Raw genomic sequence first — 26,135 nt, 5'->3', positions numbered from 1 at the left:
CTCCTTAGTCTGATACAGCTAATAATTTTTCGAATTGTTCTCTCACTTGTGGCACATCCAGACCAACGATCACTTGGAAGGCGTTGCCGTTGCGAACAACACCATGGGCACCAGCGCCTTTAAAGATGTCATCTGGCAGCACTTGGTCTTGATCTTTGACGGTGATTCTTAGGCGAGTGGCACAATTAGTGACTTTATCGATATTATCGCGACCGCCAAACCCTTCTAAGTAGACTGCGGCTTGTTCGGTGTAGCGATTGGCACCAGCAATCACTGGCGTACCAGTGTTGGCTTGTTTTTCTTTGTAATCTTTTTTGGTGTACAGTTTGACTTCGCTATTGTTTTCTTCCCGTCCTGGTGTGGCTAACTTAAATTTGAGGATCAAGAAGCGGAAAACAAGGAAATAAAGGGCAGTAAAGGCTAACCCGATCACCAGCTGCGTGAAGATCATACTGCGATGATTTTGAAATAGCGGAATCCAGACCTTCGCCAACAGATCAATCAAGCCGCCCCCCATATCACCAACGACCCCGAAGGCAAACATCGTTGCCGCCATGGTCGCTGCTAAAACAGCGTGCACCGCAAAGAGGGGTGGTGAGATAAAGAGGAAGGTGAATTCCAATGGCTCAGTGATACCAGCTAAAACGGCAGTTAAAGTGGCAGGGATCAAAATCGCTAAGACCTTCTTTTTGTTCTCAGGCTTGGCTGTGAAATAAAAAGCAGCAGCGATCCCTGGTGCAGCAAAGATCTTAGAATTGCCATGTAAAGCAAAGCCCCCTTCAGGGAAAAGCTCTTTCAATGGTCTGGTGGATTGGGCAAATTCTTGTAAATGTGCCATCCAGTATTTGGAGATTCCTTCTTCGACGACAGCGGGACCAAAAACAAAGGGGGTATACACGAAATGATGGAGACCTGTGGGAATCAATATTCGCTCTAAGAAAGTATAGAGCCAGACCCCAAAGACCCCAGCACTTGCTAGAAACCCTTGCATGGACCCAATGCCAGCTTGGACTTTCGGCCAAATCAATGCGATCAAAAAAGCAACTGGCAGCATTAAAAAGAAACCGAGGATCACGACAAAGGAAGAGCCTTGGAAGATTCCGAGAAAATCAGGCAGCTTCGTATCGAAAAACTTGTTGTGAAGATAGACGACGATCGCCGAAATAAAAATTGCTCCGATAATACCAGTATCTAATGTTTTGATGCCAGCGATCATTTTCAAACCACTCTCACCGCCGGGATCAGCTGCAAAGTTGACACCGAAGAAGTTACCAAAGTACTCGATCATGCCAGAAATAAAATAATTACAAGTAATATAGACGACAAAGGCTTCCATTGCCGCTCGCGCATTGGCTTTTTTTGCGAGACCGATCGGTAATCCAATGACAAATAATAATTCCATTTGGTTGAAGACCGTCCACGCTCCGTTTTCAATGATCGTCCAAATGTTGTACCACGTAGAGCCTTCAGTGGCGATGCTCCCCACAAGCATCGGATTTTTAAAGATAATACACAGCGCGACCATGATTCCTGAAAAGGAAAACAAGAGGACCGGGGTAAACATCGCACCGCCAAACCGCTGAACTTTTTCCATCATAATTTCTTAACATCTCCTTTCAATTTTTACTACAACCTCAGTATAGAAAAGAAAGATAGCGGTTACAATAAAGCGAGGAAGCATAGGAACGTAGAAGCAAACAAAGAGAAAAAGTGGCAACTGCGGGGAAATTTCCCATAAAAAAACAAACCTGTGAAACACAGGTTTGTTTGCTACGTACGTGTATTTAAATTTCGACGTTGCCATAACGATTGGCAAGGGCGGTGCGGATCAAGCGCTCTGCCAAATGCTCATTTCTTGCAAGGAGCGGTCCGTGGAAGTAAGAGCCGAACACATTGCGGTAAACCACGCCTTCGGTTTGGTCTTCGCCATTGTTTCCTTGTCCTTGGATGACTTTCCCCAATGGTTTTTCCCCTTTACCTAAGAAAGTACGGCCATTATGGTTTTCAAAGCCATAATAGGTCTCATCGAATTCTTCATTGTGGATCACGATGTCACCGATGAACCGATTGTTTTCTTGGCTTAAGGTGTAATGATCCAAGGCGCCGATCCCATTGATTTTCTCGCCGTTGGCACCGATGTAGTAATGACCCAGCAATTGATAGCCGCCGCAGATCGCCAGCATGACGCCATCATTTTCGATATAGCTGGTCAGGGCTTCTTTTTTTGATTGGATATCTTGTGAAACGATCACTTGTTCAAAATCTTGTCCGCCACCGAAGAAGACGAGATCATATTTTTCAGGATCGAAGGGCTCGTGAATGCTGACGACTTCTGCGTTGAAGGTCACGCCTAGTTTTTCGGCCACGTAGCGCAGCATCAAGAGATTGCCGTTGTCGCCATAAGTATTCAAAAGATTTCCATACAAGTGGGCAACATTCAGTTGATACTTAGTCACGACTCATTCCTCCTTTGATATAGCCTTTTTCCGCAAGCTTTTTGCGTAGCTGCAAGACTGCAGTGTAAGTCGCTAAAATATAGACTTTTTCTGTTGGTAAGTCTGCGATTTGCTTGATGACGTCATCAAGTTCAGGGGTTTCAATGATTTTTTCTTCAGGGATCCCCGCAACTTTTAGCCGCAACGCCATATCTTTGTGACGATCACCACCAGCGATCACTTGAGGAATCCCCATATCGGCAAACGCTTCATGGTCGCCATCCCAAATCCAGCTGACGTCGATCCCATCTGCGTAGTTGGCATTCAACAAGCTGACTAGCGAGAAAGGATAGGGCGACAGGCCGATCATATCGATGACTTGGTTCAAACCAACAGGGTTTTTAACTAAGACTAACGTACATTCTTTGTCCCCAATGCGGATCACTTCTTGGCGACCAAAGACTTTTTCGTCATAGGCCAAACCAGATTTGATTTTTGCAGGTGCTACGCCATAATATTCCGCAACCGCAGTTGCCGCCAGCGCATTGTAGACATTGTACATCCCACCAACTTCGATGCGATAGTCGTTGCCATCGATCACAAAGTCAGCAGAGGTGTTGTCCATTGCGGTCATTTCCGTCAGTTTATAATCCAATTCTGGTCGATGGAAGCCGCAATTTGGACAGTAGTATTTTCCAAGATTGGCATAGGTGATCATTTTATAGTGTAAAATGTGATGACACTCAGGACACAACACGCCATCCGTATTGTAATGGGCCATCTGCTCTTCATCTGGCAAATGATCAAATCCATAGTATTTCCGTGGATTGACAGTTGCTACCGAATTGAACAGTGGCGAATCCCCATTGCAGAGGATCGTAGCTTCTGGTGAGTTTGCGGCACCTTCAACGATCATTTTATAGGTCGTATAGATCTCGCCATAACGGTCCATTTGATCGCGGAAAATATTGGTGAAAACGAACAATTCCGGTTTGATGTACTTCGTTACTTTGCTGAGACTGGCTTCATCGATTTCTAAAACCGCGAATTTTTTGCCTTTTTTAGGGCGTGCCGATAGAAAGGTTGAAACGATCCCTTGGACCATATTGGCGCCGGTGGGGTTCGTCAATACTTCATCAAATTCTTGGCGCAAAATATTGACAGTCAAGGCAGTCGTCAATGTTTTGCCGTTGGTGCCTGTGATCACGACGACTTGGTAATCTTTCGCCAAATGATCTAATATATGTGGATCAACTTTTAATGCTAATTTACCAGGCAGGCTTGAGCCGCCTTTGAAAAAGTTCTTTAATACCCATTGAGAGGTCTTACCGACTGAAACAGCCAGATGACTTCGTATTCCCATAATGTAACCCTCCATTAGAGCGAATGCTTTCATTGTGCAAATTCAATTTATCATACCATATACCAAGAAAAAGGTTAAATTGCTTTTGCGATTCTTTAAATTTCTGCAAAGACCATTCTGATAAATGGCTCTTTTACTTGCGATGATCAAAGGCTTGAAAAGCAAAACAGCAAACCTTCTGCCAGGTTTGCTGCTGCTTTAACCGATAATGATTTTTTCCGTTGGGTACTCGTAGCCTAAGTCACGTGTTTCTTTTGGTACGAATAACATCAAGGTGTACAGCATACCGACACGGCCGATAAACATCAAAAGAGCAATCACGAGTTTGCCGATAGTTGATAAATCGCCCGTGATTCCTAAAGAAAGCCCTGTGGTTCCAAATGCCGAGGAAACTTCAACAATAATGGCGATCAAAGGGATATCCTCGATGGCGGTCAAGAATAAGACACAAAAGAAGCACATGCCCATCGAAAGCATGAAGACCACCACTGATTTACGGACGTCATCTTGATCGATGCGGCGACCGAAGATATTGATATTGTCCTCACTTTTTAAGAAGGCATAGAGGTACAGCCCAATGATGGCAATGGTCGTCGTCCGAATCCCCCCACCAACAGAGCTGGGACTACAACCAATAAACATCAGCAAGGAGAAAACGATCAACGTCGTGGTTTGAAAGTTGCCTAAGTCATGGATCTGCAGGCCAGCATTCCGCGTTGTCATGGAATAAAACATGCTGTTCATCCACATACCGCTAAAGCTGTAATCTTTGAACAAATAATCTTTCTCAAGGAAAAAGATCGCTAATGTACCGCCGACAAAGAGGATCACGAAAGCCAAAACAGCAATTTTTGTGAATAATGAAAAGCGAAACGGCAAGCGGCGGCGTTGTTTTTTCATTTTAAAAAGGACCCATTCCCGAAAGTCCATGATCACTGGAAATCCAATCCCCCCGATAAAAATCAAAATCATGATACACGTCAGGAAGAAATAATCATGGGAAAACGGCAAGATGGAATTGCCCGTCACATCAAACCCTGAGTTGGTCACGGCAGAGATCGCTTGATAAAACCCATAAAAGATCGCATCTCGCCAATTGTCATAATAGCCGTAAAGATGAAAATAAACAGCAAAGATCGTGCCTGCTACCACCTGACAAAGCAAGATGATTGTAAACGTCGTTCGAATCATCCGAACGATCCCACTAAGCTTTGGCTGATTCATATCCGTCATGATCAACTGGCGCTGCTTTAAACTGATTTTGCGCCGTGAGACGATCGCAAAAAAGGTCGAGATCATCATGATCCCTAAACCGCCGACTTGAAAGAGGACTTCCAATAAGATGACCCCGTGGTCGTTAAACACGTCATTGATCGGAAAAGTAGTCAGCCCAGTGACACTGACCGTGCTGACCGCCATAAAGAACAGATCGATAAACGCGACATGAGAGCCGGGTTCTCGAAAGAAGGGGAGTGAAAAAAGCCCCAAAGAGACCACCGTCATCACGATATAATAAAAAACAATCACTTGGATTGAAGACACATTCTGGGAAATAAACGTCTTGCTCCTGCGCTGCGTCAAGCGGGCAAAGCGGGTAAAATTCATTACAAAAAACCCCTCACTAAATAAACTATCCCCAGTATACCAAAGAACCAAGTAGATTTGAAAGAAAGCAGGATAGAATTCATGAGCAGCAGAAATTGTGCAAGGAAAAGCTTTTGGAAAGTATCGTTGGGTTAGAGGACACGATCAGGCTGTGGTTCTTGCGGCAGCTTGATTGCTTAAGAAACTTAAAAACTCGAAGCAAATCAGTAAGGATTTCACGATTTCAGAAGAAAACGCTGGCAATTTATGAGAAGATAAAAGAAGAAAAAGATAGCAGCGACGATCCGCATGGAACAATAGCGAGAAAGCGGACAAAAAAGCGCATCAAATTTTTTGAAAATCGAGACGGAAATGGGGAGTATCATGAAAGACGTAAAAATTATTTTTTTCGATGTTGATGGCACACTGATCGATATGAGCAAAAAGCAAATCTCTGAAAGAATGTTAGCCACATTAAAAGCCTTGAAGAAGCAAGGGATCCTGTTGTGCATTGCGACTGGCAGAAGTCCCATCGCGTTGCCGCAATTTGAAGGCGTGACCTTCGATGCGTTTTTGACCTTTAACGGATCGTATTGTTTTAATCAAGCCGAGGGGATCCACCAAAACCCCATTCCTAAAAAAGATGTTCAGCAAATCATTGAAAATGCGACGGCCCTCAAGCGTCCAGTAGCGATCGCTACGAAGGACCGAACGGTTGCCAATGGCAAAGATGCTGATTTAGTTGAGTATTTTTCCTTTGCCCACCAAGAAGTGATCGTGGCAGAAGATTTTGATGAGGTGATCCAACAGCAAGACATTTTTCAAGTGATGCTAGGCTCAGGGAAAGAAGACTACGCCAAAGTGATGGCAAATACCACGGAGGCGAAAATCACCGCCTGGTGGGATCGCGCAGTCGATATTATTCCAGCCAGCAGTGGGAAAGGAAGCGGCATTGCCAAAATGCTGGCTTACTATGGCTTGGATAAATCTGAAGCCATTGCCTTTGGCGATGGCAACAATGACATTGAGATGCTGGAGGCAGTCGGCTGGGGTCTCGCAATGAATAATGCTTCGGATGAGTTAAAAGCAATCGCCGATGAAGTGATCGGTCACGTAGCCGAGGAAGGCATTTATCATTACTGCTTAGAAAACGGGTTGCTGGGTGAAGTCGTGCAGTGATGGGCAATGCGCCAGTTGCTGTCGCCCGCTAAGAATATGCGCAGCCAGGATCGCTACTGCGTGTCTGTTTGATCAAATAAAAAAACTGTTTCCGAAATGTATTAGGGAAACAGTTTTTTTGATATAAAGCTGTTTAGCAATGTGTACGGTTTACAGCGCCTCCACCGCTTCGATCGCCTGATAGACTTTTTCGGGTGTGATCGCAGGATCGATCAAAATAAAGGTTTCTTCTTCTTTGACAGCATAGGTCAGAACCGAGGCGAAGTAATCCCGATCAAGGCGTGTCACGTGGAGATCCTTCAGCTTCATTGGCAAGTGCAAAGCTTCGTAAAATGGCCGTAATTCTTCAATCACATCAAAATCATTGGTATAGGCAAGCTGGACCCAAATGCAGTAGGCGACTTTGTTGCCGTGCAAGACGCTATGGGTCTCACTCAAATAAGACAAGCCGTCGTGCAGCGCATGCGCACCAGATGTGCGGCCAAATTCGACTGCAAAACCGCCAACGTCGCCTGCCAAAGCAATGATCGCATCGGTGATGCGGGCAAAGGCGGGGGTCAGCTGCCCGACTTCTAAGTCTTTGACGGCTTGGATCGCATCGGCAATCAGCAAGTTTTTGATCAAAAGAGCGCTTTGGAAACCTAGCCGTACTAAGGCAGTCTTGTCGTCTTCTGCCATGTTGCGGACGATGGCTTCCATTTCATAATATTTGGCTAACGTATCAGCGATCCCAGCGATAAAGTAATCAACGGGTGTGGCTAGTAAAAAACGGGTGTCGACGATCGTCATGTAGGCACCTTTTTTGGCATAGTCGATTTTACAAATCGTATGATCAGGGTAATAGGCGACGATCACAGGGGTAAAGGGTGCACAGTTAGAAACCAATGTAGGGATCACGATCAATTCTGCGCCAAGGGTTTGGGCGGTGATTTTTGCTGTATCAGCGACCTTGCCGCCGCCGATTGCCACCACGGCATCCGTTTGCTGGATCGCTTCAGCTAAGGCTTGCGCATTTTCATAACTCGATGATCCATCGTAGCGGTAGATCGGGTAGTCAAATGAATGGGGGTAATAGGCTGAAAACACATCGAATGACTGCTCCCCAGTGATCACGGCAACTTCTTGGAACTCACTTAAATACTCTGGCAAATCAGCTAAGACCCCATCGCCAGTAATATACCGATTAGGACCTGGACGGACTTCATTGGCTAACATCAAACAAACACTCCTTTATAATCGTCAGAATTTTCTAATCAGTGTATCGCGAAAATGCCCTGACTGTCAATTTCCTTTTGGCAAAAGAAACAGAAAACAGCCGATCTGCCTTGGGAGCAAATCGGCTGTTAATGATGAATCGGGAGGTATGCTCCAAAAATGTTAGGCCCAGTTTTGGCGAATAAAGCCAGCTCGTCCTGAGCCTTCGCTATAAGCATTGTAATGGGCTGCATTTTTTTTGTAAAAATCTTGATGGTAGTCTTCTGCAGGATAAAAAGGTTCTGCTGGTTCGATCTTCGTTACGATCGGACGGTCAAAGCGGCCGCTAGCTTGCAACTGCGCCTTTGATTTTTCCGCAACCGCTTTTTGTTCTTCACTATTGTAAAAAATCACTGGACGATAGGAATCACCACGGTCGGCAAACTGACCAAACGCATCCGTGGGGTCTGTCTGCTGCCAATAGATGGCAACCAATTCTTCATAAGAGATGACCTCAGGATCAAAGGTGATCTCAACTGCTTCGGTGTGACCAGTGGTTCCTGTCGTTACTTGTTGGTAGGTTGGGTTAGGCACATGGCCGCCAGTAAAGCCAGAAACCACTTTGAGGATGCCTGGCTGCGAGTCAAAAGGTTTCACCATGCACCAAAAACAACCGCCAGCAAAAATTGCCGTATCTTTCATAGGTATTCCTCCTTTGCTTCTATGGTATGCTTCTAGTAGAGAAAAACAAGAGATATGCTTAGAAAACAGGGCAATGAAGAAAGGAAGTTTGCATGGAAAGTATTTTGATTTTACTTCGAGGTAATTCTGGCAGCGGCAAAACCACTATTGCCAGAGCTGTTCAACACATTTTCGGTGAGAAAGCAGTGTAGATTTCACAAGATGTTTTTCGCAGAGAAATTTTTTGTGTCAAAGATAGCCCCAATAATTTAGCAATCGGTTTGATGAAAGAAGCCGTCTTGTATGCGAAGGGGAAAGTGCCATTGGTACTTGTTGAAGGAATTTATTCTCGTGAAAAATACCAAGACTTTCTCGACTTTCTGATTCAACTCTTTCCCGAAAGTAATCTCGTTTATTATTTTGATCTTTCTTTTGAGGAAACGGTCAAAAGGCATCAGACCCGAATGCAGCGAGACCATTTTTCCGAGGAGAACATGCGCGAATGGTGGCTTGCGCGTGATTTGCTTTTCCCACAGGAGTCCTTAAAGGAAAGGCTGATTAAAGAAGGGCAAACGATAGCAGAAACGGTCAATCAGATCATGGCTGACTATGAAGAAATAAGAAGGAGGGATTGACTGTGGCGCTAGTCATTGAACAAGGAAACGAGCAAGAATTGGCTGCTTTAGAATCAGCGTTAACAGCGTATACAAAGCACCAAAAACCATTTACGCAAACAGAAACCTATCAGAGCTTCAGTTGTGTAATCAAAAAAGAGGGGATGGTGATTGCTGGTGGCATTGCCTATGCCTCGATGTATCACATCGGTTATCTTGACACCCTGTGGGTCAAAGCATCCGAGCGGGGGAAAGGGTATGGTAAGCAGATTCTTACTGCTCTTGAACAGCAGTTGAAAGCATTTGGCTGTGAAAATTGTCAGACGGCGACCTTTGATTTTCAAGCGCCTGATTTTTATCAGCGATTGGGCTATGATGAAATTGGGAGAATCGCCCATACGCAAAATCAGCTAACAGAAATTTTTATAGTAAAGAAATTACATGATTGATTCCAAATTGATTCTCAAATAAACCTTTGAACAAGGAAAAAAACAATGAAAGAGAGGCACAACCAATGTTAGATAAATCAATTCCATATGCAGAAATCTGGATGAAACGAGCGTACAAAAGCACACCGATCCAGCCCATTCAATCCGATAACTATTCGCTACGCAGCTACCAAATAGGAGACGAAAGGCACTGGGCACGGATTGAAACATCCGTCGGAGAGTTTGACAATGAGGCCGAGGCATTGGCGTATTTTGAAAAGGAATTTATGCCCGAGCAAGCACAGCTAGGACAACGAATGTTTTTTGCCCTTGATCAATCAGGTACACCGGTCGGTACGGCTACCGCTTGGAAAAAAGCCAAGCAAGACGGCACACCGGTTCCACTAGTCCATTGGGTAGCAGTAATGCCGCAAGCTCAACGTCAAGGGATCGCTCGCGGCTTGGTCACGCAAGTCGTTTCTGTCTTGGAGGCAGCCAACGAACCGATGTATCTTCATACGCAAACCTGGAGCCACGCAGCAATCACGCTGTATCAGCAGCTCGGATTTGTGATCATTGCAACGGATATCAATGGGAATGAAAATCCAGAATATCCGCTGGCTTGTCAAGTATTGGCAGAAGTTGCTCAAAAAGCCAGAAACGAGTAAGAGATGGCGGCGGCAAAAAATCCGTTAATTTTTCGTAAAACTCTTGCGTAAAAGGCGGCAGGTGTCGAATTTAAGTCTGTAAAAATTCTCCTTTTTCAAGTATAATACCAAAGGAGTATGAGGAAGGATGGGCGAGATGGCACAGCTTTTTTTTAAATATGGCGCAATGAATAGTGGGAAAACGATCGAGATATTGAAAGTTGCTCACAACTATGAAGAACAAGACAAACCAGTCGTGATCATGACAAGTGGATTGGACACCAGAAGCGGTGTGGGAAATGTTTCAAGCCGCATCGGCTTAGAACGAGACGCGATCCCGATTTTTGATGAAACGGATCTGTTCCATTTGATCAAAGACCTCGGTTACAAACCTTATTGTATTTTGATCGACGAAGCACAGTTCCTAAAGAAGCATCACGTGCTGGCTTTCACCAAAATCGTGGACGAGTTAGGTATCCCTGTGATGGCCTTTGGTTTGAAAAATGATTTCCGCAATGAATTATTTGAAGGCTCAAAATACTTGTTGCTTTACGCAGATAAAATCGAAGAGATGAAAACCATCTGCTGGTTCTGTCATAAAAAAGCAACCATGAACTTGCACTATATCGACGGAAAACCCGTTTACGAGGGCGACCAAGTACAAATCGGCGGTAACGAAGCGTATTATCCTGTTTGCCGCAAACATTACTTTCACCCGGGAATGAAAAAAGAAGGAGAATAATCAATGTACGATCAGTTACAAGCAATCGAAGACCGTTACGAAGAATTAGGCGAATTACTTAGTGATCCAGCCGTGATCTCTGACACCAAACGCTTCATGCAGCTTTCAAAAGAAGAAGCCAATACACGGGAAACGGTGGAAGTCTACCGTCGTTATAAAGAAGTTGTTGAGGGAATCAAGGATACCGAAGAAATGCTTGGGGAAAACCTTGATGCGGAAATGGCAGAGATGGCCAAAGAAGAACTCTCTGACTTGAAAAAAGAAAAAGATGTTTTAGAAGAACGCATCAAAATCTTGTTATTGCCAAAAGATCCGAATGATGACAAAAACATCATCATGGAGATCCGTGGTGCAGCAGGCGGCGATGAAGCAGCCTTATTTGCTGGCGATCTTTTCAATATGTATCAAAAATATGCGGAAAACCAAGGCTGGAAAGTCGAAGTCATGGATGCCAACGTCACTGGGATCGGCGGCTACAAAGAAGTCATCATGATGATCACCGGCGACAACGTCTTTTCAAAATTGAAATATGAGAGCGGCGCCCACCGAGTGCAGCGGGTACCATCTACCGAATCACAAGGCCGAATCCATACGTCTACGGCAACGGTCGTGGTTATGCCCGAAGCTGAAGAAGTCGAAATCGATATCGCAGACAAAGATATTCGGACCGATATTTACCATGCCTCTGGTGCTGGTGGTCAGCACGTCAACAAAACAGCTTCTGCTGTTCGTCTGACGCACTTGCCAACAGGGATCGCTGTTGCGATGCAAGATGAGCGTTCACAGCTGAAAAACCGTGAGAAAGCGATGAAAGTCTTGCGGGCACGGGTCTATGACCAAATGCAGCAAGAAGCACAAAGTGAATACGACGCAAACCGTAAATCAGCAGTGGGTACCGGCGATCGTTCTGAACGGATTCGCACCTATAACTTCCCGCAAAACCGCGTAACAGATCACCGTATCGGGTTGACTATTCAAAAATTGGATCAAATTTTAGCTGGAAAACTCGATGAAATTGTTGATGCACTGATCGTTTACGATCAAACATCAAAATTAGATGAGATGCAAAATGGCTAAAACCTATCGAGAAGTCCTTTCACGGGCTTCTTCTTTTTTAGAAACGAAAGGGCTGGACGGGTATGCGATCCAATACCTGTTTTTAGAGCGAAAAAACTGGCAGCAACTCGATTGGCTGCTGCAGATGGACCAACCCATCTTAAGGGAAGATGAGGCACAGATCGCAGCAGATCTTGAACAGCTGTTGCAGCATGAACCACCGCAATATTTATTAGGGTATGAAGAATTTTATGGGCATCGCTTAAAAGTGACCCCTGCAACCTTGATCCCGCGTCCAGAAACCGAAGAGCTGGTGGAAAAGTGTTTGGCAAAATTACCAGCAGATCAGCCGCTGCGAGTCGTAGACATCGGCACAGGTACTGGAGCGATCGCCATTGCCTTAAAATTGGCACGTCCGCAGTGGGCCGTAAGTGCCGTGGATCTTTCAGCAGAGGCATTAGCCGTTGCTAAAGAAAATGCGGCAGCCTTAGACGCAGAGATCCGCTTTTTCCAAGGAGATACCTTAGAACCCGTGGCAGATCAGCAATGGGATCTGATCGTTTCCAACCCGCCGTATATCAGCGCTGAAGAGTGGCCGCTGATGGATATCAGCGTAAGAGAAAAAGAGCCTAAAATGGCGCTTTTTGCTCAAGAACAAGGATTGGCGATCTATAAGCAATTGGCACAGCAAGCACCGAATTGTTTGGCGCCTAACGGGCAAATGGCGCTAGAAATCGGCTTTCAGCAAGGGTTAGCTGTTCAACAGCTTTTTGCAGCCGCTTTTCCCAACAAAGAAGTCACCGTAGTAAAAGATCTTGCGGGTCAAGACCGGATGGTGTTCGTCAGTCATCCACAAGATGTGGATAAATAAATTTTTTTTGCTACAGAAAAATTGCAAAAACCTTATGAAATGAACGACTTCTAAATAAACCGAGTTATAAACAGGGTTATCCACACTTGACAAACGACTTATCCACAAAATGTGGAAAAGAAACGAGAAAATGTTGATAAGTGTGGAAACTTCTCAAAAAAGGATGTGGATAAATTGTGGAAACAAAAATTTTTGATCAAACACAGTTAAACGAAGCAGCAGCTATTTTAGCTGAGGGGGGATTGGTGGCGTTCCCGACGGAAACCGTCTATGGACTAGGGGCTAGCGCGCTTTTGCCCACGGCTGTTGCGCAAGTATATCAAGTCAAAGGGCGACCTAGTGACAACCCTTTGATCGTTCATATTGCCGAACCAGAGCAGTTGGAACCGTTTGTGGATAACAAGCATCCTTTTGCTGATAAATTGATGGAAACTTTCTGGCCTGGGCCCTTAACCTTGATCTTTTCGATCAAAAAAGACAGTTTACCTAGCATTGTTACTGGCGGCTTATCCACAGCGGCGTTTCGGATGCCAAACAACACCAAGACGTTAGCGTTGATCAAACAAGCCCAACAACCATTGGTTGGCCCTAGCGCGAATACTTCTGGTAAACCAAGCCCAACATCAGCTGCGCATGTTCAGCATGATCTGGCAGACAAAATCGCTGGCATCTTGGATGATGGGGTGACGCAGATCGGTGTCGAATCAACGGTCTTAGATTTGAGTGACCCAACGGCGCCGCCGATCATCTTACGTCCTGGTGCGATCTCTAAAGAACAGCTTGAAGCAGTTTTACAAACAAAAGTCCTCGTCGATCAGCACTTAGTAACAGAAAGTGAAGCACCCAAAGCGCCGGGCATGAAATACAAGCACTATGCACCGAATACCAACGTCCTGATGGTCAATGACCAAGATTGGCCGGCAGCCATGGCTTGGGCAAAAGAACAGCAGTTTAAGGTAGGGGTTTTAGCTGGACCAACGATCGCCGAGCAAGTCCGCTTTGAAGCTGCAGCCATCTATTTATTTTTTGATGACAGTGTGGAAGCCGCGACAAAAGGGCTGTTTGCTGGTTTACGGGCGTTAGATGAATCGATTGCTGAGTTAGATGTCTTATTTGCACCCACGTTTCCAGAAAGCGGCTTAGGGGCTGCTTATATGAATCGGTTGAAAAAAGCTGCAAATCAAAGTTTCTTTCAAGAAAATTAGCAAAAAACCAGAATTCATTATAGGTAGCTTATGAAGAAATGTGATACAATGCTACCATTAAGGTAAAGGGGTGTTGTAAGCATGGATTATCAAACGTTTGATCCCGAATTGTGGCAAGCGATCGAAAAAGAAACGAATCGTCAACAAAACAATTTGGAATTGATTGCGTCTGAAAATATCGTTTCAGAAGGTGTAATGGCTGCGCAAGGTAGTATTTTGACAAATAAATACGCTGAGGGTTATCCAGGTCGTCGTTACTATGGCGGTTGTGAATTTGTTGATGTGGTAGAAAACTTAGCAATTGAACGGGCGAAAAGTATTTTCGGTGCGGCATATGCCAATGTTCAACCGCATTCTGGTTCTCAAGCCAACACAGCAGCTTATTTAGCGTTGATCGAAACAGGCGATACAGTATTAGGGATGGATCTTTCCGCAGGCGGTCATTTGACTCATGGCTCACCAGTGAATTTCAGCGGCAAGACCTATAATTTTGTTAGTTATGGTGTTGATCCTGCAACAGAAGTCATCGACTACAATGTCGTTCGTATTTTGGCGCGTAAGCATCAACCGAAACTGATCGTTGCTGGTGCCAGTGCTTACTCACGTACGATCGATTTTGCGAAGTTCCGTGAAATCGCTGATGAAGTTGGCGCAAAATTGATGGTGGATATGGCGCATATCGCTGGTTTAGTAGCGGCTGGTCTTCATCCAAACCCAGTTCCTTATGCGGACATCACGACTTCTACGACCCATAAAACATTACGCGGCCCTCGAGGCGGCTTGATTTTAACAAATGATGAAGACTTAGCGAAAAAAATCAATAGTGCCGTTTTCCCTGGTATCCAAGGCGGCCCATTAGAGCACGTGATCGCAGCGAAAGCTGTTGCTTTTAAAGAAGCACAAGATGAGTCGTTCAAAGAGTACTCTGAGCAAGTCATCCGCAATGCACAAGCAATGGCGAAAGTCTTCAACCAAGCACCACAAGCCCGCTTGGTCTCTGGTGCAACAGACAATCACCTATTATTGATCGATGTGCGCGGCTTTGATTTGAACGGCAAAGAAGCAGAAGCTTTGCTGGATCAAGTCAATATCACCGTCAATAAAAACTCGATTCCTTTCGAATCATTAAGTCCTTTCAAAACGAGTGGAATTCGCGTGGGGACACCAGCGATCACTAGTCGCGGCTTTAAAGAAGATGATTGTGTCGAAGTGGCGAAATTGATCGTCAAAGTTTTAGAAAAACCAAATGATGAAGCCGTTTTGGCAGAAGTCACGGCGCAAGTCAAAGAATTGACGGACAACTATCCACTTTATAAAAATAAATAAAAGGGGACTGTGACAGAAGTTAAGGTCAGACAAGACGTCTCACGCGTTTTTCCTGCGCTATAGCTCTTTGATCACCGAAAGTGAAAAAGGGGCTAGAATGAACGCAGAGGCGCTTTTCATGCCGTCTTGTCTCCTTCCTTCTATCACAATCCTTTTTTTGAGGAAAAGCAGTGTTGCCTGTGGCAGATGGTTGTAACAAGAGCCGATTTGCTTTAAAATAAGAGAAAAACCAAAGGAGATTTTTTTAAATGGGTAAATTTCAAGTAATCGATCACCCGCTGATCCAACACAAATTAACAATGATCCGCGACAAGAACTGTGGAACAAAGGTTTTCCGTGAAGTTGTTAATGAAATCGCAATGTTGATGGCGTATGAAGTGTCTCGCGACATGCCGCTTGAAGATCTAGTGATTGAAACACCAATTGAAGAATCAACACAAAAAACACTATCTGGTAAAAAGGTAGCGATCATTCCGATCCTGCGCGCAGGTCTAGGCATGGTTGATGGTATCCTTGAATTGATCCCAGCCGCAAAAGTTGGTCATATCGGGATGTACCGTGATGAAGAAACGCTAGAACCACACGAATACTTCGTAAAATTACCTGAAGACATCGATGAACGTCAATTATTTATCGTTGACCCAATGTTAGCTACGGGCGGTTCAGCGATCATGGCGATCGACGCACTGAAAAAACGCGGCGCTTCAAACATGAAATTCGTCTGCTTAGTTGCTGCACCAGAAGGCGTGAAAGCATTGCAAGATGCCCATCCAGATGTTGACATCTATACTGCAAATCTTGATGAACGCCTAAATGAACACGGCTATATCGTTCCTGGTTTGGGCGATGCCGGTGACCGTCTATTCGGTACAAAATAAATCAATACAAATAAGACAAAGGCAACTGAAGTTTTGCCTCGTCAATGATGCCTTGGAAGAAGATCGACAGCCAAAACGGTTCGATCTTCTTCCATGGCTTTTTTGTGCTTTTTAAAAAATCAGACCATGAAAAAAGGAGAAAATCAACTGATTTTCTCCTTGCATTAAACGGGTTATAGTTTGGTTAATTGTTTGTAATTGATGATCAATACACCATTACTTTGCGAAACTAATTTCTGGTTTTCTGGGGTTTCGTTCAGCTCGACCACCGCAGAGTTTTTCAACTGCTTTGTGATGGTACCAGTTTGTTTCTTCCCATGGAACGTGAACATGACAGGAGTAGCGACCTCAAACGTTGAACCTTCTTGTGACGGGACAATTGTTGTTTCGAATTTACCAAATGTTGCCATGTAAAAACCTCCTTGATACTTCTATTATATCACAATTTTCGGAAAATTTCAGTAAGTAGATTTTTTTCAGCAGACCTCTTTACAAAACAACCGTTTTTGCATATAATTTTCTTTGTGCCATACAACGCCAGCTTAGCTCAGTTGGTAGAGCAACGCACTCGTAACGCGTAGGTCACAGGTTCGAATCCTGCAGCTGGCATAATTAGAAAAGGTCGTCACATCAAGGTTTATCCGAGATGTTGACGACTTTTTTATGCTCTTCTTTTCGTTCGTGGGCAGAAACGTGGGCAGAGAATTTATTTTATAGCCAATAGTTACTCTAAGCCTAAATGTGCTGCTTGGTAATTTTCTTCAGTATCTTTCTCAATAGATAGATTATTTTTACAACTTCTTAGATTTGGTACAATAGTGACGACTAAATAAGCCTGTTGTTTATTTCTGCTGCACGCACTCAGTTTTGTCGGTGAGTCGTGATTTTTTATGCTTTAATAAAAATGATCAAAGAAATTTCATATAATAGTTTTTCTTTTTTGCGTATTCTGAATCAGAAATAATATTTAAATTCTGTAATTCTTTGTATTCCTTAAGTTTTTCTATTGCTTGTTCTCTGGAAGGACGATGTTTTTTCTTTGTCAGTTTTTTCTTATTATTTTGCTCTTTCTTTTTTCGAAGGGGATGGGTTTGTAAGGAAAGAAGTTCATTATAATCCTTCGTATCAGCTTTAAGTGTTAAAATAATTTTTTTCTTATCTGACAAACGCAGCAGGGTAAGGGTCGCCAACGATTTCACTTCGACATCTACCATTGTTTGCTGATGGGATTGTCTTTGATTAACGACTTCTCTACTCTTACTTTTTTGTTTTTTCTTACCTCGCGACCCTACAAAAGCTCCAACGGCTCCACCAATCCCAGGAGCTATAGCATTACCAATGAGTGCTCCAACAGCTGTTTTGCCCATATTTCCCTTTTTGACATCTTTTCCTTTTGATTTTGTGACAGAGTTACTGCTCGAATGATTTGTGATAAGTTGTTGGAAAACAGGACCATCGAATTGGCGATCAAGTAAGTAATAAAACTCAGGATTTTTTTTGTTGAAGAAAATCTTGTCATTATTTAATTGGAATATTTTGGTTTGGTTTTTTGAAGAGATTGCTGTTTGTCCAGAAGCAATGTGTATTTTGATAGTCAAGAAGATTCCAATTGTTTCAATTTCTTGAATCTTTCGCTGAACATATCTATTTTCTGATTTTCGTCTTTTTGTGGGGAAGTATTTTAAGAGTTTGGTAATGGTTATCTCATCAATATCGAGCTTTGACAGTGGGATGTATAACAGAATAATACCTACGATTAAAACAATTATCGCTATTCCAAAATCACCAACAGTAAAGGTCGCTATAGAAAGAGCAATAAAAAACAGTCCGAAGACTCCAATAGCTGATGATTCGAAAAATTTTATTATTGATTTTAGTATTTCCATAAATTCCTCCTTTAAAGGTCTTTCTTTTATAATTTGTTATATTTGTTAATATATATATGTATGATTATTTTAAATTAAATTTATTGACAAAAAATTCTTTTGTAGCACAAAAAAATAATCCTATTTGTTAATAAATACACAAAATTATATTGATAGAGCATCATAGTAAGGGGTGGCATGTATAATTTCGTTCTTCAAATTCCAAACTGTAGCCAACATTTTCCTTTCGCTATTTTTCTTCATTCTTCGATTTGGCATACTTTTTTAGGTAACAAGGTGAAGTTCCATTTTCAATTCATATATCAGAACCGAAATAGCAAGTAAATTTGCAGAGGTGCAAATATTCGCTTGAAATTCAGATGAAATATCGGCAAATGGATATGCGAGAGTTTCTTCTCAAAATAGTGATTTTGGTTTCTAGTGAGCTTGTATCTCCATCGGTTTGGACTGATCGTTGATTATTCTATCGAGCTCTCGATCTGAGTATGTTCTTAAAGTAAAGCAGGTACTATAATGTTCCTTTTTCGTCTTTATTATGTAGCAGCTACATATATTTTAACAGAAATAAGCTGCATTTTGCTCTGATATTACAAAATCAAGACTCATATTTTTGAATAAAATAGCAAGTATTGGTTTTTCCTAGAACCAGCTCAAAATAGAAATTAATACAAGTAATGCCAAAAATGCATTCTTGTGATTCAGATATCGTATCTGGAAACTCCTTGATAAACGTTTCGAAGTCTATATATTTTTTGTTCATACATAGTAATAATATTCATAATTCAAACCATTTTTGTTCAGTGAAAAAGAATACGTTCATCATCTTATCGTAATATGCTAAGGAGTCCGCTAGATACACACGGATTTTGTCATGACCCTTTAACAAACCCACAACACCAGATTGAAACAATTCAGTTACGGCATAGTTCAATGGGGGAGTGGGGGTTTGATGATTTATCGCTGCTTGTGAGAAATCTTTTTCGTCTATTTCTCGTTCTAGGGGATAGAGATAGTTTAGATTACTTCCCATTTTCACTAGATATGCATTATGTACAGACAAAAAAAGTCTATCGGTTTTAAACTATTACGATCCGCGTATGGCTTCATTATAGGCATGATTTTCACTCCTCTTCGTTTAAATTTACGAACTTTTGTTCTTTTTTTAAGTGAACATCGTCTTAAAGTACTTGGTTCTTCAAATTATATATGACAAGAAATACCATGCAGGTTTTAATAAAACTTGATAACTTAAACTTAAAGAGAATGAAATCCGTTTTCCTAACCTATTCCAACATATCAAGTTCCGATTTGCCTGCAACTGGCTCAACAAAAACCATCCTCTCATAAACAACCTATGGGAGGATGGTTTTTGTTGAGCACGTTTAGCTGATTGATTACAAGGTGAATAAATCTGTTCAAAGAGAAATTCAGCTGCATTGAATATTTTTTCCAATACAACGGACTATAAAATAACTAATAAAAAACTGTTTTTAGCATTTTATTTGCAGTATTTTCTGAAAAAAGAGTCTCTATTCGTTACATTTGTTTCGTTATCTTATAATTATTGTTTCGGAATCTTATAGCTTGCAAATAATTTTAAACTTACAATTATTTTAACCTTATAGAAAACGCTTACTTAATCCTTAAAACTATCTTAATGTTTTTATTATAGTTTTAATGACCAAAAAAACGTTTTTATCATTATTTGTTCGTTTTGTTTAAATTCTAGGCTTTGTTTTAATTTTCTTTTCTGTTTTACAAATCCGTCTGTCCATCAGTTTTTTTATTTATCCTATCCTACTTGTTTCCAAAAATTTTTCATTGAAGGAATCGATTCTTTAGAATAAGATGTCTGCTTCCCGATTCTTTTCATTTATCATCACATTTCATTTTACTAGATGAGCACCAAGAATGCTAACACCAAAGCAATTATTCGGTCAATTATTATTTATAAAAAGAAAGAGGAAAAAATTGAGCAATTTAAGAAATAGTGTCATTACTGGTGAAAACCGTATCGAGATAGTCCTCGATCCAAACAAAGAATATCAAACCATTGATAGTTTTGGCGCAAGTGGTGCCTGGTGGGCACAGGTTATTGGCGGATGGACTGAAGAAGAAGCTCACGGACTATCGAAGCGAGACTTCATAGCGGAATTATTATTTGATTCAAAGAAAGGGATCGGATTATCTTCCTATCGGTATAATTTAGGCGCTGGAAGTGCGGATGATAAACACAGCCCGAAGATAAAAGATCCGTGGCGTAGAGCACATAATTTTGAGATCGCGCCTAAAATTTATGATTGGGATAGAGATGAAAACGCGCAATATATTTTAAAAAAAGCCGTATCTTATGGCATCGATCAAATTTATCTTTTTGCCAATAGCCCTTTAGCTAGGCTAACGAAAAACAAAGCTGCATACGGTCAGATACAAGGAGACTCTTTTAGTAATTTACACACAAGTCAGTTTCAGCCATTTATCGATTATTTGTTTGATGTGACGGAGCATTTTTTAGAAATAGGAATACCTGTAAGATTTCTATCCCCGATCAATGAGCCTCAATGGGATTGGTCTGAGGGGCAAGAAGGAGCCCATTATGAACCTGAAGAAATGGTTGCTTTTTCGAAGCAAATCTATCGTGAGAAAAAGAAACGGAAAAAGTTAGCTGGTGTTGAAATTTCTCTACCAGAATTAGGAGAATGGTCAAATTCTAGCGTACGTTATTTAGAGGCGATGATAAAGGACCCTGAATTTATGAGCTACTATTCAACATGGGATATTCACTCCTATTGGTCTAGTACTAAGGATAAAAAAGCATTCCTGATGATTTTAAAAGAAAACCAGCTAGATGTCCGCGTAAAAATGAGCGAATGGACGGAAATGCGCCACGGTCGAGATTTGACAATGGACTCTGCTCTGATACTGGCTAATGTGATCCTTCAAGACTTGACTTTGTTAAATGTAACAGATTGGCAGTACTGGATCGCCGTGAGTGCTTATGATTACCGTGATGGCTTAATCTACGTTGATAACGATAGTAAAAAGATTCAATTGACAAAACGTTTGTGGGTTTTTGGAAATTTTAGTAAGTATTTACGACCAGGTTGTCGGAGGATCGATGCGCAAGTTGATGACGAAGACATAGAAGTCGTTGCATGCATTAATCCTCAAAACGAATTGATCTTAGTAGTCATAAATAACAGTTTGACAGATAAAAAACTATATTTACCAAATTGTTACAAAATCAAAGAAGCAGTCGTCACTACTGACGATAAGTCTTTGGCACCTATATCGTGGGTAGACAATGAAATCAGCTTTGAAGGGAGAGCTGTTTTAACAATGAAAGCAACTTTATAGGCTCAATCAAAGCACAAGTGGGGATCAGCTGAATGATTCTATCAAATATCTTAAAAATTTCGTTCTCTAATGAATAAGTCACATGTGAAGAAAGGCATGGGGTCAATGAAAAAAACAGTTATTAATGCAAGTGCTCGTTTATTGATCGGCTTTTTGATTTTATTTTTTATTCCTGTGGTAAGTGCGACGGAAGAAAGTGATTATCACCATTTTTATCAGGAACAAAGTGCGCTTCTTTACCAAGGAGATGAGATAGTGGTCTCTTTAGAAAGTGCTATCTATGTAGAAAATCAAGAATCAGTCACTATTTCCGTAGTTGTGGAAGAGGAGGGGATGTATTACCCGTTCTTTACCTATCTCATCGAGAGTGAGAGTGTTCTACCTACCCAAATGCACCTTCAAGTGAATGATTCCCTGCAGTTTAAAGAATTAAACAATGTGATTTTTAGAAGCAAGTGGCAGCGATCATCGGAAACTGTAACTGATCGATATGGCAATGAAATAGTTGGAGAAATTACTAAGCTAAAAGAAGCTATCCATAGTTATCTTTATGATAGTACGGGTCTTTATGATCGTCCGTTGGCAATTTACTTGAAAAAAGGCGAAAACAAACTCCATTTCACTAGTCTTGAAGGAGAGCTGACTATCAGTGAACTACAATTACACTCGGAGAAAAGTTTGAATATTCTTAATATTGAAAAAGATCAAGTGGGAGAGGTTGTTGGCACTAACAAAGTTTCCGCTCAAGGTGAGTTTCCTGTGGAACAAAATGCCTCCTCTATTAGACCTGGAGCGATTTTTGATAGTTCAGTAACACCTTATGATCCGAAAAAAAGAGTCTTAAACATTTTAGATAGCGCTTCCTTCTATTCTAACGGTGATTCGGTTACTTATGAGTTAGTGATTCCTGAAGATGGGTACTACTATCTCTCTCTTCATTATCGCCAAGATTCACGGATTGATTTTCCGGTTTTTCTAAACATCTATATAGATGGAAAGATTCCCTCAGAAAGTTTCTTTCGTCAACCAATGCCTTATACGACAAAGTTTGCCCACAAAACTATCTCAAATAAAGAAGAGCAGATGATCCCGATTTACTTAGAGTCAGGGGCACGCCAAGTGACTTTTGAAATTTCAGGTGAGCCCTCTGCAGCTATTTTTCGTGGTGTCACAACAATTATCTCAGAAATCCAAGAGCTATCGTTGCAAATCACTGATTTGTTAGGTGGGACAGTGGATCGAAACCGAGATGTCAATATCGAAGAATATTTACCTGGAACGAAAGATCAATTAGTGAACTGGGCCAATGAACTTGCCGAATTGGGAGAGTATGCGACTGACTTGGCTGGAGGCAATAGACTACCAGGAGCGTACTCTCAATTGGCTATTGCTGAAAGGCAATTGTTGGAGTTGGAAAAAGACTATCGATATTTTGCGAATCGATATGATGAGCTTACTTCAATAGTTACTGCTAATCTGTCGACTCTCCTACAAGAATCAGTAAGAACTGGATTGTCTATTGATGAAATCACTTTCCATCAAGAAGCGTTAGGAAAGCAAAGAAATAGTGTGATCCTTGCAATAAGAAATTTTTTTACCCGTTTCTTCCATTCTTTTACTAATGATGACTATGAGGTTAGAAGGGATTCAGCGAATTTGCAAGTTTGGGTAAACAGACCAAGGCAATACGTTGAGGTTCTGCAACAGATGATCGACCAACAATTCACCCCTACTACAGGGATTCAAGTCGACATTTCAATTATGCCAGATGAAAATAAATTGATTTTAGCAAATGCATCGGGAACTTCTCCAGATGTAGCGTTAAGTGTTAACTCCTCTTTGCCTTTTGATATGGGCATTCGAAATGCTTTAGTCGATCTTTCAGCTATGGATGATTTTGATTTATTGATGGAATCATTTCCAGATAATATTGCAACACCTTATACAATTGGAGATAGTGTCTATGCTTTACCTGAAACGATGAATTTTTATGTCATGTTTTATCGAAGAGATATTTTAGATGCGTTAGGACTAGCTGTCCCTGATACATTAGAAGAATTAGTGAATATGTTGCCAGCGTTAAGTCAGCAAGGAATGAGTGCTTTTTACCCTACAGCTATTAATGGGTACAAAGGCTTCCCGGTCACAATGCCAATCGTTTATCAATATGGCGGTAGTTTTTATACTGACGATATAAGAAGGACAGGGATCAATCAAGAGCAAACAATTCAAAGCCTGCGGTATTTAACAGATCTTTTTACAATCTACAATCTGCCCAAAGAAGTACCTAGCTTCTATCAGCAATTTAGAGACGGCTCGATCCCGATTGGGGTGTCTGATTACAATACCTATAACATGATTTTAAATGCGGCTCCAGAAATCAGTAACCTATGGGATATAGCTTTGATTCCAGGAATCCCAGACGAAGAAGGAACTGTACGTCGTTATTCTTCAGGGGCAGCAGAAACAAGTGTTGTTTTTAAATCGAGTGACAGGAAAGAAGATTCCTGGGAATTTCTACAGTGGTGGCATTCGGCGGAAACACAAGTTGCGTTTGGTATCGAACTTCAGACCACAAATGGAAAAGAATATATCTGGAATACGGCAAATATTGAGGCGTTTGAACAACTCCCATTTATCACCAAGCATAAGCAAGTTATTTTAGAACAAACAAAATGGAATGCAGAAGTACCACGAAGTGTAAGTAGTTACATGATTGAACGGGAGGTAAATGCAATTTATAACGGAGTAGTGATTGATGGGAAAAATCTTCGTCGTCTGACGGATCGTTCTGCTAAGATAATTGACCGAGAAACAATGAGGAAATTAGAAGAATTTGGGTTTTACTCAAATAACGAAATGCAAAAACCTTATCCTTCGATAGCGGAGGTGACCCATGATGCAGAGGATTAAACAACCGAAAAAAAAGCACAGCAAGGCAGCATATATTTTTCTGCTCCCGTATAGTTTACTTTTTCTTTCATTCATTATTCTGCCAGTAATCATTGCTATCAGTTTATCATTCACCAATTTCAATACGATTGAACGTCCGAACCTAGTTGGCTTTATGAACTATATTAATTTGTTGACTCAAGACGATGTATTCATGCAAAAAGTATTGCCAAACACGATTATTTACTCGTTGATCGTTGGGCCAGGAGGATATGTCTTAGGGTTTCTATTGGCATGGATTTTGGCTCAGTTACCAAAAGTACCGAGAACAATTTTTTCCCTGATTTTTTATTTACCTTCAATGACTGGCGGAGTAGCAATGACCGTTGTTTGGCGAATCTTATTTTCAGGGAATCAAAATGGCTATATCAATGGATTATTGATGAATTTAGGACTAATAAATAATCCGGTCGTTTGGACTTTAGATGAACGATTCATCTTACCGATTATGATAATGATTGGTTTATGGGGCAGTATGGGTGTAGGATTTTTAGCGATGATGGCGGGGGTATTAGGTGGGGATAAAGAAATTTATGAAGCCGCAACGATCGATGGTGTCTCGAATCGAGTGCAAGAATTGATTTATATTACTATTCCCTCCATGAAACCCCAAATGTTATTCGGAGCTGTGATGGCGATCGTCGGTGCGTTTTCAAATGGCGCGATAGGTGTTCAGCTGACAGGATCAAATCCGGTAACAGGTTCCTATGCCGGGCAATTAGTCGCAAATCATATCGACGATTATGGTTTTTTAAGATATGAGATGGGGTACGCAGCTGCTGTATCAGTTATCTTATTGTTGATGATTTACGTTTTTAGTTATTTTGCGAAGAAACTGTTATCTGAATGAAAGGAGTAGGTGTATGGCTATCCGTAAAACTAGTATTGATCCTAAAAAATTCGATAAAAGTCAGATCAAACTATATATTCTCTTAGTGCCCTTTGCAGCATTCATGATTTTGCCGTTAATTTTTATTATTAATCATGCGTTTAAACCGATGCACGAACTATTTGCCTTTCCACCTCGCTTCTTTGTAGAGCAACCGACTTTTGAAAACTTCCATAATTTAGTGAAATTAACTCAAAACTCCACCATACCAATCAGTCGTTATATTTTTAATAGTCTTATTGTGACGATCATTGTTATTATTTTTTCTACATTGTTTTCTTCGATGGCTGCCTATGCTTTATCTAAAAAGAATTTTCGTGGAAAGACGTTTGGAATGGAGCTCAACAATGCTGCGTTAATGTTTGTAGCAACAGCAGTAACTATTCCTAGATATTTGATTATTAATGGGATGAATATTGAAAACTCTTATTGGGCACATATTTTGCCTTTGTTAGCTTTACCAGTATCTGTCTTTTTATTAAAACAATTTATTGATCAAGTTCCTGATTCATTGATCGAGGCATCAGTTATAGATGGAGCTAGTGAATTTCAAATTTACTGGTCAGTGATTTTGCCATTGATTCGTCCTGCATTGGCAACATCTGCATTACTGGTTTTCCAGGGTGTCTGGAACAATCTCGAAACTTCCCAACTATTTATTACGAATGATTCTTTACGAACACTGGCATTTTATTTAAGTACTTTTGCTTCACAAACAAATACAGTGGTGGGACAAGGGATAGCAGCTGCGGCATCACTGATTATTTTTATTCCCAATTTATTATTATTTGTCTTTATGCAAAGCAAAGTGATCAATACGATGGCTCATTCTGGATTGAAGTAGGAGG

23 protein-coding genes and 1 tRNA gene are annotated in these 26,135 nt (G+C 41.5%); 16 read left to right on the top strand and 8 right to left on the bottom strand.

Going from position 1 to position 26,135, the window contains the following annotated elements:
- Nucleotides 1-4: 4 nt before the first annotated feature.
- The 4 genes from A5867_RS16435 to A5867_RS16420 form a co-directional block, all read right to left on the bottom strand.
- Nucleotides 5-1,597, bottom strand: a complete 1,593-nt coding sequence (locus A5867_RS16435) for an alpha-glucoside-specific PTS transporter subunit IIBC (protein ID WP_016609922.1) — start codon at nucleotides 1,595-1,597, stop codon at nucleotides 5-7.
- A 187-nt stretch (nucleotides 1,598-1,784) separates the two neighbouring features.
- Nucleotides 1,785-2,456, bottom strand: coding sequence for a type 1 glutamine amidotransferase (locus tag A5867_RS16430; RefSeq protein ID WP_005227859.1), 672 nt, complete (start codon nucleotides 2,454-2,456; stop codon nucleotides 1,785-1,787).
- The gene (locus tag A5867_RS16425; protein WP_005227862.1) at nucleotides 2,449-3,798 is read right to left on the bottom strand and encodes a Mur ligase family protein; all 1,350 of its coding nucleotides are present in this window, start codon (nucleotides 3,796-3,798) and stop codon (nucleotides 2,449-2,451) included. The genes A5867_RS16430 and A5867_RS16425 overlap by 8 nt, the downstream gene beginning before the upstream one ends.
- 198 nt (nucleotides 3,799-3,996) lie before the next feature.
- Nucleotides 3,997-5,454, bottom strand: coding sequence for a TrkH family potassium uptake protein (locus tag A5867_RS16420; protein ID WP_223597487.1), 1,458 nt, complete (start codon nucleotides 5,452-5,454; stop codon nucleotides 3,997-3,999).
- A gap of 312 nt (nucleotides 5,455-5,766) precedes the next feature.
- Here A5867_RS16420 and A5867_RS16415 point away from each other — a divergent pair, with 312 nt between their 5' ends.
- Nucleotides 5,767-6,561 (top strand): Cof-type HAD-IIB family hydrolase, encoded by a 795-nt coding sequence (locus A5867_RS16415; protein ID WP_005227867.1) that lies wholly within the window; start codon nucleotides 5,767-5,769, stop codon nucleotides 6,559-6,561.
- A 150-nt stretch (nucleotides 6,562-6,711) separates the two neighbouring features.
- On the opposite strand, the gene A5867_RS16410 is transcribed toward A5867_RS16415, so the two are convergent.
- Entirely contained in the window at nucleotides 6,712-7,776 is a 1,065-nt protein-coding gene (locus A5867_RS16410; protein WP_087628059.1) for an iron-containing alcohol dehydrogenase family protein, read from the bottom strand.
- Between the two features lie 162 nt (nucleotides 7,777-7,938).
- Nucleotides 7,939-8,457 carry a peptide-methionine (S)-S-oxide reductase MsrA gene (gene msrA, locus A5867_RS16405; RefSeq protein WP_005227878.1) on the bottom strand — a complete coding sequence of 173 codons (519 nt, stop codon included), beginning with the start codon at nucleotides 8,455-8,457 and terminating at the stop codon, nucleotides 7,939-7,941.
- Nucleotides 8,458-8,549: 92 nt separating this feature from the next.
- On the opposite strand from msrA, the gene A5867_RS18250 reads away from it, so the two are divergent.
- From A5867_RS18250 to upp, 10 genes are all read left to right on the top strand, one after another.
- Entirely contained in the window at nucleotides 8,550-8,648 is a 99-nt protein-coding gene (locus A5867_RS18250; protein WP_249270064.1) for a hypothetical protein, read from the top strand.
- Between the two features lie 72 nt (nucleotides 8,649-8,720).
- Nucleotides 8,721-9,071: a hypothetical protein gene (locus A5867_RS16400; protein ID WP_249270063.1), complete on the top strand. Its 351-nt coding sequence runs from the start codon at nucleotides 8,721-8,723 to the stop codon at nucleotides 9,069-9,071.
- Nucleotides 9,072-9,073: 2 nt separating this feature from the next.
- Entirely contained in the window at nucleotides 9,074-9,499 is a 426-nt protein-coding gene (locus A5867_RS16395; RefSeq protein ID WP_087628058.1) for a GNAT family N-acetyltransferase, read from the top strand.
- Between the two features lie 65 nt (nucleotides 9,500-9,564).
- Complete coding sequence (locus A5867_RS16390; RefSeq protein WP_087628057.1) at nucleotides 9,565-10,146, top strand: GNAT family N-acetyltransferase; 582 nt, start codon at nucleotides 9,565-9,567, stop codon at nucleotides 10,144-10,146.
- Nucleotides 10,147-10,282: 136 nt separating this feature from the next.
- The gene (locus A5867_RS16385) at nucleotides 10,283-10,867 is read left to right on the top strand and encodes a thymidine kinase (RefSeq protein WP_005227882.1); all 585 of its coding nucleotides are present in this window, start codon (nucleotides 10,283-10,285) and stop codon (nucleotides 10,865-10,867) included.
- Nucleotides 10,868-10,870: 3 nt separating this feature from the next.
- Nucleotides 10,871-11,944, top strand: a complete 1,074-nt coding sequence (gene prfA / locus A5867_RS16380) for a peptide chain release factor 1 (RefSeq protein WP_005227884.1) — start codon at nucleotides 10,871-10,873, stop codon at nucleotides 11,942-11,944.
- On the top strand, nucleotides 11,937-12,794 hold the full coding sequence (prmC, locus tag A5867_RS16375) for a peptide chain release factor N(5)-glutamine methyltransferase (RefSeq protein ID WP_087628056.1): 858 nt from the start codon (nucleotides 11,937-11,939) through the stop codon (nucleotides 12,792-12,794). The genes prfA and prmC overlap by 8 nt, the downstream gene beginning before the upstream one ends.
- A gap of 176 nt (nucleotides 12,795-12,970) precedes the next feature.
- The gene (locus A5867_RS16370; protein ID WP_087628055.1) at nucleotides 12,971-13,999 is read left to right on the top strand and encodes an L-threonylcarbamoyladenylate synthase; all 1,029 of its coding nucleotides are present in this window, start codon (nucleotides 12,971-12,973) and stop codon (nucleotides 13,997-13,999) included.
- A gap of 81 nt (nucleotides 14,000-14,080) precedes the next feature.
- Nucleotides 14,081-15,325: a serine hydroxymethyltransferase gene (gene glyA / locus A5867_RS16365; protein ID WP_087628054.1), complete on the top strand. Its 1,245-nt coding sequence runs from the start codon at nucleotides 14,081-14,083 to the stop codon at nucleotides 15,323-15,325.
- 248 nt (nucleotides 15,326-15,573) lie between these two features.
- A complete protein-coding gene (gene upp / locus A5867_RS16355) occupies nucleotides 15,574-16,203 on the top strand; it encodes a uracil phosphoribosyltransferase (RefSeq protein WP_005227894.1) in 630 nt (209 codons plus the stop codon).
- A gap of 173 nt (nucleotides 16,204-16,376) precedes the next feature.
- On the opposite strand, the gene A5867_RS16350 is transcribed toward upp, so the two are convergent.
- Nucleotides 16,377-16,613 (bottom strand): hypothetical protein, encoded by a 237-nt coding sequence (locus A5867_RS16350; protein WP_005227896.1) that lies wholly within the window; start codon nucleotides 16,611-16,613, stop codon nucleotides 16,377-16,379.
- A gap of 126 nt (nucleotides 16,614-16,739) precedes the next feature.
- On the opposite strand from A5867_RS16350, the gene A5867_RS16345 reads away from it, so the two are divergent.
- A tRNA-Thr gene (locus A5867_RS16345) sits at nucleotides 16,740-16,812 on the top strand.
- A 299-nt stretch (nucleotides 16,813-17,111) separates the two neighbouring features.
- Here A5867_RS16345 and A5867_RS16340 read toward each other — a convergent pair.
- The gene (locus A5867_RS16340; protein WP_087628053.1) at nucleotides 17,112-18,089 is read right to left on the bottom strand and encodes a glycine zipper family protein; all 978 of its coding nucleotides are present in this window, start codon (nucleotides 18,087-18,089) and stop codon (nucleotides 17,112-17,114) included.
- Nucleotides 18,090-20,000: 1,911 nt separating this feature from the next.
- On the opposite strand from A5867_RS16340, the gene A5867_RS16325 reads away from it, so the two are divergent.
- The 4 genes from A5867_RS16325 (at nucleotide 20,001) to A5867_RS16310 (ending at nucleotide 26,131) form a co-directional block, all read left to right on the top strand.
- A complete protein-coding gene (locus A5867_RS16325; RefSeq protein WP_087628051.1) occupies nucleotides 20,001-21,446 on the top strand; it encodes a glycoside hydrolase in 1,446 nt (481 codons plus the stop codon).
- Between the two features lie 105 nt (nucleotides 21,447-21,551).
- Complete coding sequence (locus A5867_RS16320) at nucleotides 21,552-24,359, top strand: extracellular solute-binding protein (RefSeq protein WP_170927551.1); 2,808 nt, start codon at nucleotides 21,552-21,554, stop codon at nucleotides 24,357-24,359.
- Nucleotides 24,343-25,248, top strand: coding sequence for a sugar ABC transporter permease (locus A5867_RS16315; protein ID WP_212648500.1), 906 nt, complete (start codon nucleotides 24,343-24,345; stop codon nucleotides 25,246-25,248). Before A5867_RS16320 ends, A5867_RS16315 begins: the two co-directional genes overlap by 17 nt.
- A gap of 13 nt (nucleotides 25,249-25,261) precedes the next feature.
- Entirely contained in the window at nucleotides 25,262-26,131 is an 870-nt protein-coding gene (locus tag A5867_RS16310) for a carbohydrate ABC transporter permease (RefSeq protein ID WP_087628049.1), read from the top strand.
- Nucleotides 26,132-26,135: the final 4 nt, after the last annotated feature.

The sequence above is a fragment of the Enterococcus sp. 6D12_DIV0197 genome, assembly GCF_002174385.1.
In the GTDB taxonomy this organism is placed as follows: domain Bacteria; phylum Bacillota; class Bacilli; order Lactobacillales; family Enterococcaceae; genus Enterococcus_D; species Enterococcus_D casseliflavus.
The sequence above is the reverse complement of the archived record's forward strand: the minus strand, read 5'-3'. Positions and strand labels throughout refer to the sequence as shown.

Coding starts and splice junctions, on each gene's coding strand:
- A5867_RS16435 (WP_016609922.1), bottom strand. CDS start 1,597: ATGATGGAAAAAGTTCAGCGGTTTGGCGGTGCGATGTTTACCCCGGTC.
- A5867_RS16425 (WP_005227862.1), bottom strand. CDS start 3,798: ATGGGAATACGAAGTCATCTGGCTGTTTCAGTCGGTAAGACCTCTCAA.
- A5867_RS16415 (WP_005227867.1), top strand. CDS start 5,767: ATGAAAGACGTAAAAATTATTTTTTTCGATGTTGATGGCACACTGATC.
- A5867_RS16410 (WP_087628059.1), bottom strand. CDS start 7,776: ATGTTAGCCAATGAAGTCCGTCCAGGTCCTAATCGGTATATTACTGGC.
- msrA (WP_005227878.1), bottom strand. CDS start 8,457: ATGAAAGATACGGCAATTTTTGCTGGCGGTTGTTTTTGGTGCATGGTG.
- A5867_RS18250 (WP_249270064.1), top strand. CDS start 8,550: ATGGAAAGTATTTTGATTTTACTTCGAGGTAATTCTGGCAGCGGCAAA.
- A5867_RS16400 (WP_249270063.1), top strand. CDS start 8,721: ATGAAAGAAGCCGTCTTGTATGCGAAGGGGAAAGTGCCATTGGTACTT.
- A5867_RS16390 (WP_087628057.1), top strand. CDS start 9,565: ATGTTAGATAAATCAATTCCATATGCAGAAATCTGGATGAAACGAGCG.
- A5867_RS16385 (WP_005227882.1), top strand. CDS start 10,283: ATGGCACAGCTTTTTTTTAAATATGGCGCAATGAATAGTGGGAAAACG.
- prfA (WP_005227884.1), top strand. CDS start 10,871: ATGTACGATCAGTTACAAGCAATCGAAGACCGTTACGAAGAATTAGGC.
- prmC (WP_087628056.1), top strand. CDS start 11,937: ATGGCTAAAACCTATCGAGAAGTCCTTTCACGGGCTTCTTCTTTTTTA.
- glyA (WP_087628054.1), top strand. CDS start 14,081: ATGGATTATCAAACGTTTGATCCCGAATTGTGGCAAGCGATCGAAAAA.
- upp (WP_005227894.1), top strand. CDS start 15,574: ATGGGTAAATTTCAAGTAATCGATCACCCGCTGATCCAACACAAATTA.
- A5867_RS16350 (WP_005227896.1), bottom strand. CDS start 16,613: ATGGCAACATTTGGTAAATTCGAAACAACAATTGTCCCGTCACAAGAA.
- A5867_RS16340 (WP_087628053.1), bottom strand. CDS start 18,089: ATGGAAATACTAAAATCAATAATAAAATTTTTCGAATCATCAGCTATT.
- A5867_RS16325 (WP_087628051.1), top strand. CDS start 20,001: ATGCTAACACCAAAGCAATTATTCGGTCAATTATTATTTATAAAAAGA.
- A5867_RS16320 (WP_170927551.1), top strand. CDS start 21,552: ATGAAAAAAACAGTTATTAATGCAAGTGCTCGTTTATTGATCGGCTTT.
- A5867_RS16315 (WP_212648500.1), top strand. CDS start 24,343: ATGATGCAGAGGATTAAACAACCGAAAAAAAAGCACAGCAAGGCAGCA.
- A5867_RS16310 (WP_087628049.1), top strand. CDS start 25,262: ATGGCTATCCGTAAAACTAGTATTGATCCTAAAAAATTCGATAAAAGT.